This window comes from Providencia sp. PROV033 (genome assembly GCF_028484855.1).
Classification (GTDB): domain Bacteria; phylum Pseudomonadota; class Gammaproteobacteria; order Enterobacterales; family Enterobacteriaceae; genus Providencia; species Providencia alcalifaciens.
The window spans coordinates 1-8,292 of the sequence record NZ_JAMPSW010000088.1 but is presented as its reverse complement, the minus strand read 5'-3'; the positions used below and the strand labels follow the sequence as shown (position 1 = coordinate 8,292).

Annotated in this window: 9 protein-coding genes; all 9 read left to right on the top strand. The window is 48.7% G+C overall.

Going from position 1 to position 8,292, the window contains the following annotated elements; genetic code table 11:
- Positions 1 to 449 (top strand): fimbrial biogenesis chaperone (locus tag PSF16_RS13725; protein ID WP_272689435.1); only part of this gene is annotated, 449 nt, incomplete at its 5' end.
- Positions 433 to 984: a fimbrial protein gene (locus tag PSF16_RS13720; RefSeq protein WP_272689434.1), complete on the top strand. Its 552-nt coding sequence runs from the start codon at positions 433 to 435 to the stop codon at positions 982 to 984. The genes PSF16_RS13725 and PSF16_RS13720, both read left to right, overlap by 17 nt.
- A gap of 22 nt (positions 985 to 1,006) precedes the next feature.
- On the top strand, positions 1,007 to 1,585 hold the full coding sequence (locus PSF16_RS13715) for a fimbrial-like protein (protein WP_272689433.1): 579 nt from the start codon (positions 1,007 to 1,009) through the stop codon (positions 1,583 to 1,585).
- A 57-nt stretch (positions 1,586 to 1,642) separates the two neighbouring features.
- Positions 1,643 to 2,215, top strand: a complete 573-nt coding sequence (locus PSF16_RS13710) for a fimbrial protein (protein WP_272689432.1) — start codon at positions 1,643 to 1,645, stop codon at positions 2,213 to 2,215.
- Positions 2,216 to 2,228: 13 nt separating this feature from the next.
- Positions 2,229 to 2,996 carry a fimbrial biogenesis chaperone gene (locus tag PSF16_RS13705; protein ID WP_272689431.1) on the top strand — a complete coding sequence of 256 codons (768 nt, stop codon included), beginning with the start codon at positions 2,229 to 2,231 and terminating at the stop codon, positions 2,994 to 2,996.
- A complete protein-coding gene (locus PSF16_RS13700) occupies positions 2,983 to 3,789 on the top strand; it encodes a fimbrial biogenesis chaperone (protein ID WP_272689430.1) in 807 nt (268 codons plus the stop codon). Before PSF16_RS13705 ends, PSF16_RS13700 begins: the two co-directional genes overlap by 14 nt.
- 80 nt (positions 3,790 to 3,869) lie before the next feature.
- On the top strand, positions 3,870 to 6,611 hold the full coding sequence (locus PSF16_RS13695) for a fimbria/pilus outer membrane usher protein (protein WP_272689429.1): 2,742 nt from the start codon (positions 3,870 to 3,872) through the stop codon (positions 6,609 to 6,611).
- Between the two features lie 18 nt (positions 6,612 to 6,629).
- Positions 6,630 to 7,742 (top strand): hypothetical protein, encoded by a 1,113-nt coding sequence (locus PSF16_RS13690; protein ID WP_272689428.1) that lies wholly within the window; start codon positions 6,630 to 6,632, stop codon positions 7,740 to 7,742.
- A 69-nt stretch (positions 7,743 to 7,811) separates the two neighbouring features.
- Positions 7,812 to 8,292 (top strand): tetratricopeptide repeat protein (locus PSF16_RS13685; protein WP_442959254.1); only part of this gene is annotated, 481 nt, incomplete at its 3' end.

Genomic DNA, 8,292 nt, shown 5'->3' with positions numbered 1-8,292 from the left:
TGCGCATCATGAAGAAAAATGGGGCGCTGCCGCAAAATAAAGAGTCGGTCTTCTATTTTCGTACCGTTGCCATGCCGACCAGCGAAAAAGGGCTAAATACCCCCCAAAATAATATTGATGGCGCGGTGCAAGTCTCCACGGGTAACGTGATCAAGCTGTTCTATCGCCCTGATAATTTGGGAATGACCCAGCCACAAGCGATGAAATCGCTGACATTTTCGAGTGTGAATAATGGGGTTAAAGTGACCAATCCTTCCCCCTACTACATCACCTTAGACACCTTAAAAATTGCCAATAAATCGGTGCCTCTGAGTGCGACCATAGGCAATAACATGATTGCCCCTTTTGGCAGTGTTACCTATTCCCATGTTCAACGACAAGGCACGGTGGAATGGAAGGCCATTAATGACTATGGCGGAAAGGACGAATTTCATGCGCAGATTCACTAAATCATGGCCGATTTTTTTTGCCCTGTTCTTGAACGGATGGCAAATCGCGCAGGCAGAAAAAACCGAAATCCGAGCTGTTATTACGGATGATGTGGGGTGTGAGATCTGCATCCCAAACGCATTGCAGTTTACACCTAAGCGGACATCCGATTTCACCGGTGCCATTACCACCCATGAAATTAAGCCCTTAAAAGCGCAATTTATCTGTGTGGATAAAACCGGCAATCTCACCCCGAAAATTACGTTACAAGGCAACACCCCTTATAACGAAAGCACCATTTTCTTAGATGGTACCCCAAACAGCACGGGGTTTATGTTACGCCTTAGCGATGGCACACCACTCTCTTTGAGTGATTTTTACGACCCAAGCAAAGCGTTTAAACGGGGTGAGCAAATTGCCTTAACGCCGCTGACTCAAGATAACGCTCACCAAACCGAAGAAACGTTTTTGGTGGGGTTAGTGGGTCCCATTGATGGGGAGGCAACCCCCGGTGAATTTTCAGCCTCTTTAACCTTTAACCTTATTTTTCAATAAAAGACAAAAGTAGGATCCGATGATGACACAGGCTCAAAAATCACTTTATTCCTTACTCATCCCCACCGTGCTCTATGCAGCCGGGATGGGGCAATCTGCGATGGCGGCAACCACGGCAACGACCAAAATCAGTGCCAGTATCGTTGGCGGTGGCTGCCAAATTACAGCCCCTGCTACCGTGGCGATCCGTAACGGGGATCTGATCCCTGCGGAAGATATCACCACGACCAGTGATATCAGCGAAACCTTTGATCTCACCATCCTTGGCTGTAAAGGTTACGGGCTAACTCCTTCGATAACCGTTGAAGGGGATACCAACAATGCCTCCGGAAAAGATCTGTTTGTTGGTGTGGGCAGTACCAGCACAGGCTATGGCATTTTATTGTCCACGGACGGTAACAGTAATTTTAATAAAAGTGACAACCTAGCAACGGATAAAAAAATCACCGCACAAACTAAGGAATGGAATAAAACATCGGCGAGCACCTTGAATGGAACCCTCCCACTGAAGGCAATGGTCAGTTGTGGAGACTGTACCGCCAATAACCTACAAGGTGGCGAGTTAACCGCCTCAGTGACGTTTAATTTTTTCTATAACTGATCCCGCGCTTCTTGGCGGGCATTCGTAATAATTTGATTTCTAAGGCTGTTAATAACAATGATACGAAAACTTTCTTTCTTTAGCGTGATTGTAGGGTTGCTATTACCAGCCGGTGAATTACAGGCAGGCAGTGCCTCAACCACCCTCTCATTTTCCGCTTTTTTTTATGGCGGTAGCTGTGAAATTAGCGCGCCGGCGCAACTGCCTTATAACAACGGTGACCCGATTCCAGATGACACGATTCGCGGTGATGCTCGTTTCCGCCAGTTCAATGTCACTCTGGCAAATTGTCAAGGTTACTTTATGACGCCCAGAATCACCGTGACAGGTAATACCATAACCACCAGCGACGGTGTGAAGCTTTTTGCCGATGCAACCAGCACCACAAAAGGCTATGGCGTGCGAATGGCGACAACCGGCAATACGCGTTTTAATGCTAATACGAATGCCGCCATTACCAATGTAATCAGCGCCAAAAGCTGGCCTGCTGCTGGTAGCAATAATGCCGCATCGTTAAATGGACCTCTGGAATTTAAAGCCTATCTCTCCTGCGGCGCCTGCACGACCAGTGACAATTTACAAAATGGTGAGCTCATTGCCACCGTCACCTTTAGTTTCTTATATGATTAATTGGGTAATCTGTATGTTTTCGACTCGTTTCTCTGACTATTGCGCGCTGATTATTCTGTTGATTTGCAGCAGTTTTTCGACGTTATCCTTCGCCGCAGAAGGCGGACTGCGTTTAGCCCAAACGCGCGTCGTCTTCGATGCAGCGAACCCCAATGCCAAAATTGCCATCAAAAACAGCAGCCCACAGGTTTACTTGATCAAAGCGGATGTCATCAATACACCCGAGGGCAATGCACACCAACCCGCACCGCCGTTCATTGTGACGCCGCCGATGTTTCGCTTAGAAAAAGAGAGCCAAAACACGCTGCTCATTGTGCGTAATGGCACCGCAGAGCTCCCCGTCGACAGAGAATCGGTGTTTTATTTAAGTTTATTAGCGATCCCGTCCACCGCAAAAGCTAACGCCCCCGAAGGTGAGATGACCAGTGCGCAAGTTTCGGTGGGGATCCGCAATGTCATCAAGCTGTTTTATCGCCCGAAAGGGTTACCGATGAATATCGAGACCGCCTCAAGCAAGCTGACGTTTCATATTCAAAATCAACAGATTACCGTAAGTAACCCAACGCCTTATTACATCACATTAGCGCAATTGAGTGTGGATCAGCACCCTGTCGATGTCCGCGAACGGGGTCCGATGATTGCACCCTTTTCCACCCAAACGTATCCCATGAAAGCGCATGGCACACACGTGGAATGGCGAGTGATCACCGACTACGGGGATATGAGCACCGCGTATCAGGGGAGTATTCAATCAGGAGTGATCCGCGATGAACAACCTTAATTTATCAACGATTAAAAAGTCGGTGTTATATCGCCTGATGAGTGGGGTTGCCTTATTGGCGACGCTTTTTGCCCAGCCTACATGGGCAAATAACATCCAAGACCAAATCAATGGACTCACTCTGCATTCAACCCGTGTGATTTACCCCCAGGATGCGAAAAATGGGGTGACGTACACGCTCACCAATAATACGACGATACCGTATTTATTGCAGGCGCGCCTCTTACCGTGGGAAGGGAATGCATCAAGTCAAACTGAGCGCGAGAATACCGAAGCTGCCGATGACAATCTGACCGCCTTTATTGCCTTACCGCCGTTACAGCGCTTTGAACCCGGTGAAACGCTCACATTACGTATTCTTCAAAAGCATCATTTACTCACGCAAGATAAAGAGTCGATTGCGCAGTTGTCACTGACCGCGATCCCCGCGCAGTCAAAAGCAGCCGCGGAAGGCGCACACATGGTGCTGGCGGTACAAAATAACCTGAAACTGTTTTACCGCCCCGCGGGATTACCCGAACACAATTTCGACCATATCGCTGAACAACTGCAATTTCAGCGCACAAAAAACACGCTCACGCTGAAAAACCCCACGCCGTTTTATGTCACGTTGGCATCCCTGTCGGTGGGGAAAAACGATCTGGATTTAAGTCCGTCACGCATGGTTGCCCCCTTTAGTGAAAGGCAATGGCCCCTTGATGCCAGCCATACGGCGAATGATATCCATTGGCGATTCATCGATGACGAAGGCGGAAATGACACCATGAGAACACGCCAACTCTCAGCCATGTAACTGCAACCAACAGATAAACATATTCACCCGATGCACACAGCAACGGGGGGATTCTTGCATTCGCAAGATAAAGGAAGACCATGAAAAAAGCCCATAAAATTGCTGAGCATCCGCCAAAAACTCCTTTTTTCCGTTATCACCCGCTGGCGTGCGTATTGCTATTGGCGGTGGCGCCAACACAGGCCGACGATTACTTTGACCCCAGTTTTTTAGGGGTGGTCGGTGAAAATACCGACGTGGATTTATCCGCCTTTTCACAAGCCGGTGGCGTTGCCGAAGGGGAATACACCGTGTCCGTTTTTGTGAACCAACAGGACGTGGGGCAATTCACCCTCAATTTTATCAAAAATGCCCAAGGTGACATTGCGCCTGAACTCACCCCTGAACAGCTCGACACGTTCGGGGTCAATGTGCCACACATTCCGGTACTCAAAGACTTACCAAAAGGCGAGTTGATTTCCGATTTAGGCGCACTGATCCCCCAAGCGACCACCCGATTAGATTTATCACGTTTACGATTAACTATCAGCGTGCCACAAGTCGCGATGCAGTCTCTCATCAGCCGCAATGCGGATCCGTCATTATGGGATGATGGTATTCCCGCCCTGATGGCGAACTATAACGTCAGCGCCGGTCGCACGACGAGCCGCTATGATGGTAAAAAAAACCAAAATACCAACGTCTTTGCATCCGCGCGATTAGGCGCCAATGCGGGCCCGTGGCGCCTGCGCAGTAACCTCACCCATTCCCGTTTCGAATACAGTGGGGGGCATAACTCATCCGCCACGACGAACACGCAAACCTATTTTTCCAATACCACGCTATCACGGGATATTCGGGCTTTGCGCTCGACATTGTTAGTGGGGGAAAGCAGTACTGGCAGTGATGTGTTTGATGGCGTGCCCTTTAAGGGCGTGCAACTGACCTCCAACGAACAGATGTTGCCGAGCCAATTACGCGGCTATGCGCCGGCGATCAGTGGCGTTGCCAACAGTAACGCCCGCGTCACGATCCGCCAAAATGGCAACATCGTGTATGAAGCTTATGTGGCGCCGGGGCCCTTTTATATCAATGATATCCAGCAAGCGGGGTTATCGGGGGACTATGACGTCACCGTGACAGAAGCCGACGGCGCTCAGCGTCAATTTGTGGTGCCCTACTCGTCTTTACCGGTGATGCTGCGCCCTGGTGGCTGGAAGTATGAAGTCGCGTCAGGTCGTTACAATGGCAGCTTAACCACCCGTTCACGCCGCTCTGATTTTATTCTCGGTACTGCTGTTTATGGGCTGCATAACGATGTCACCCTGTATGGCGGCGCCTTGCTGGCGAAGGATTACCAATCCCTGAGTTTGGGAACGGGGGTCTCTTTAGGGGATTTCGGTGCCGTTTCCACAGACGTGACGCACTCATCGGCTAAATTTAGCTATTCCAATCAAGTTGCCAGTACCAGTGAACGCAAAACCGGGCAATCCTACCGTATTCGTTATTCAAAAAGCTTAATGGCCACAGGCACCTCGGTGGATTTAACCGCATTACGTTACTCCACCGAGCATTTCTACAATTTCAGTGAATTTAACAGCCAAGGTTACCGCCTTGAGGACGGTCTTAGCCCGTGGACATTACAGCGTCGCCGCAGTAGCTTCCAAACCCAATTGAGCCAGCAAATGCAACAGTACGGTTCACTGCATTTTCGCGCTAACCGTGATGATTACTGGGGAAGTAGCCGAACCTTAACGGGCTTATCCGTGGGCTACAGCAACAGTTTTAAAAGTGTCAGCTACGGGGTGAACTACAACATCGACCGTGTGAAAGACAGCCGCAATAATTGGCCAGAAAACCGCCAGCTGTCCTTTAACTTAAGCGTACCGTTTAGCCTGTTTACTCAAGACCGCGATGTGCAGTCGATTTATGCCACCTACTCCCTGAGCCATGACCAAAACGGACGTACACAACATAACAGCGGTCTCAGTGGCAGCCTAATGGATGGCAAACTGTCTTATGGCGCGTCACAAAGTTGGGGAAATAAAGGGCAAATCGCCAACACCAACCTGAATGCCGGCTACCAAGGTGATAAAGGCAGTATCAGCGGGGGCTATAGCTATAGCAACAATGCTCAGTCCATCAATATGAACGCCAGTGGTGGTGCGCTACTGCATGCCGACGGGCTAACCTTAAGTCGTTCGATGGGCGATTCCGTTGCCCTGATTAGTGCACCGGGCGCCGAGGGTGTCAGCGTCAATGGCGGTACTGCCGTGACCGATTGGCGAGGCTACGCCGTGGCGCCTTATTTGACTGATTACAACAAAAACAGCATTGGTTTAGACCCCAGTACGCTGCCTGAAAATGTCGATTTACCGCAATCCAATACCAACGTTTACCCAACCAAAGGTGCGGTGGTGAAAGCCAACTTCCGTACCCGTATCGGTTACCAAGTGTTAATGACCTTAAAACAGGGTGCCAAGTCTGTGCCATTTGGGGCGATAGCCACCTTAATAACCGATAACAGTGCTGACAACATGAGCAGCATTGTTGGGGATGCAGGGCAAGTGTACCTCACAGGGTTACCTGAAACGGGGGAATTGTTGGTGAAGTGGGGGGACGCGGCCGCGCAGCAATGTCAGGTGAATTTTGATTTACGCCATGTGGACGTCTCCGCCGATATGCCTATCCGCCAAGTGACATATCCCTGTGGTACTGAAAGTAGAACAGAGGTGGTGTTAACTACGAAAGAGCCGGTTAGCTTTGCTTCGAGAATACAGAAATTAGAAGACCTAGCGCATGAAGAAAAACCGCCATTTTCACAATGGACAAACTTTAGGTAATAAAAGGATTAATAAAATATGAAACATTATTTTTATAAATTGATTGGGAGTATTTGTTTCTTTTTGCTAGGTCAGCCTTACGCTTTATCTCTTAGCGGAGCTTCTGGTGAATATGGTGTAGGAGAGGGTTTAGTATGGAGTGATGCTGTTAACGATACATATCGTTCAGCAACAGGTTGGGGGTACCAAACTATCATGAGTCAAAGCTGTTTTGCTTTTAATATTCGTAGTGCTGATGATAATTCGATATGGAATAGCGCAAGTACAACATATACATCTTCAGATGGTAAATATACGGGATTAAAGATTGCTGAAGACATCCTTTTTATTGTAAAGGATGCTACGGTTAATACTTATGGAGGAGGAGGAGATAATGGTGGAGCCACATTTAATTCTTACGGAAAGACGACTGCTACTGGTAGCGCAGTGATCCAAAATTCTCCATTTACATATTGTGTTACAGGGACATCTTATAATAGTTTTCCGAACCCGATGGGAGCGGGAAGAAGTATATCTTTTAATGGAATGGTTGCTATTTATGTGGGACCTAATGCACAGCCAGGGAAATATAGTATCCCTGCTTTCTATGCTGGTCTATATAAGGAGCCGGGGATCACCCTTTCTTCAGCAGGATTTATCACAGTAAAAACTCGGTTATCCTGCTCTGTTTCCGCGCCACCTAAGATTGATTTTGGCAAAGTGAATATTTGGGAGTGGGAGGGAAATACCTCAGGTACTCCGGGAGGTAAATTCGGGGATGTTTTAGGGGTGGTTGAGGGAAATTTTACGATCAACTGCACAGGGGACGGAAACACACGAGCATCCGCTACGTTGACCCTTGATGGAGCGAAAGGGAGGTACACAGATGACTTAAAAGTAACAATGGATGCTACTGGCGAGGAAGCTCCTGCAAGTGTGCGTGTAACCATAAAGGATCTTAGTCCTCCTTGTTCCTCTGGTGTGAGTTGGGGACCAGTATCGAGTAAACCTACCGCAAATGTTGTCAAATTGGACGATTTGGCCCCTGGTACTAGCCAAGTGCCTTATCGTTTTAGCCTCTGCTCTACAGGACAAGGCTTTAAAGGCGGGGCAGCCTCCGCCTCTGCTACCATCAAGCTTGATTGGGAATAACGCGCCTAACCACGTAGTGGTTTTACCTCAAAAACCACTACGCTCTCATAATTCAGCGATAAAAATATCATGATAATCACTCACCGCTACCGCTTTTTAGCAACGCTACTGCTTATCGGGCTTCCGATGCTGTTCTGCCGTCTTGCACTTTCGGCAACATTCTCGACCTCCCTTGAGCAAATTCACGACCTCGGCGTGCAATCCATTAATGGAGATGGCGTCCCTGTTGATCTCGCAAAAGGGCGTTACTATATTCAGCAATCCGCTTTACAGGGTTACCCTCTCGGTCAATATCATTTGGGTATTCTGTTTTTCACGGGTGAAGGTGGCCCTCAAAGCTCAGCCTGTGCAACGTGGTGGCTGAAAAAAGCCATCGCCGCCGCAAATAACGAAGTACAAGCGATGGCGCAAGAAGCGTTAGATGACATTCAGGACGAGATGAATGTCACGTCGGACGAGTTTGATGCACAACGTTGCCAACAGTATTCGTACTCCTTAGTCCGTTCTCCGATGACGGAGCCCGTTCAATCTGAATCACGCGTTGACACGA

Excerpts from the sequence above, each read along its gene's own strand:
- PSF16_RS13720 (WP_272689434.1), top strand. The coding sequence starts at position 433 with ATGCGCAGATTCACTAAATCATGGCCGATTTTTTTTGCCCTGTTCTTG.
- PSF16_RS13715 (WP_272689433.1), top strand. The coding sequence starts at position 1,007 with ATGACACAGGCTCAAAAATCACTTTATTCCTTACTCATCCCCACCGTG.
- PSF16_RS13710 (WP_272689432.1), top strand. The coding sequence starts at position 1,643 with ATGATACGAAAACTTTCTTTCTTTAGCGTGATTGTAGGGTTGCTATTA.
- PSF16_RS13705 (WP_272689431.1), top strand. The coding sequence starts at position 2,229 with ATGTTTTCGACTCGTTTCTCTGACTATTGCGCGCTGATTATTCTGTTG.
- PSF16_RS13700 (WP_272689430.1), top strand. The coding sequence starts at position 2,983 with ATGAACAACCTTAATTTATCAACGATTAAAAAGTCGGTGTTATATCGC.
- PSF16_RS13695 (WP_272689429.1), top strand. The coding sequence starts at position 3,870 with ATGAAAAAAGCCCATAAAATTGCTGAGCATCCGCCAAAAACTCCTTTT.
- PSF16_RS13690 (WP_272689428.1), top strand. The coding sequence starts at position 6,630 with ATGAAACATTATTTTTATAAATTGATTGGGAGTATTTGTTTCTTTTTG.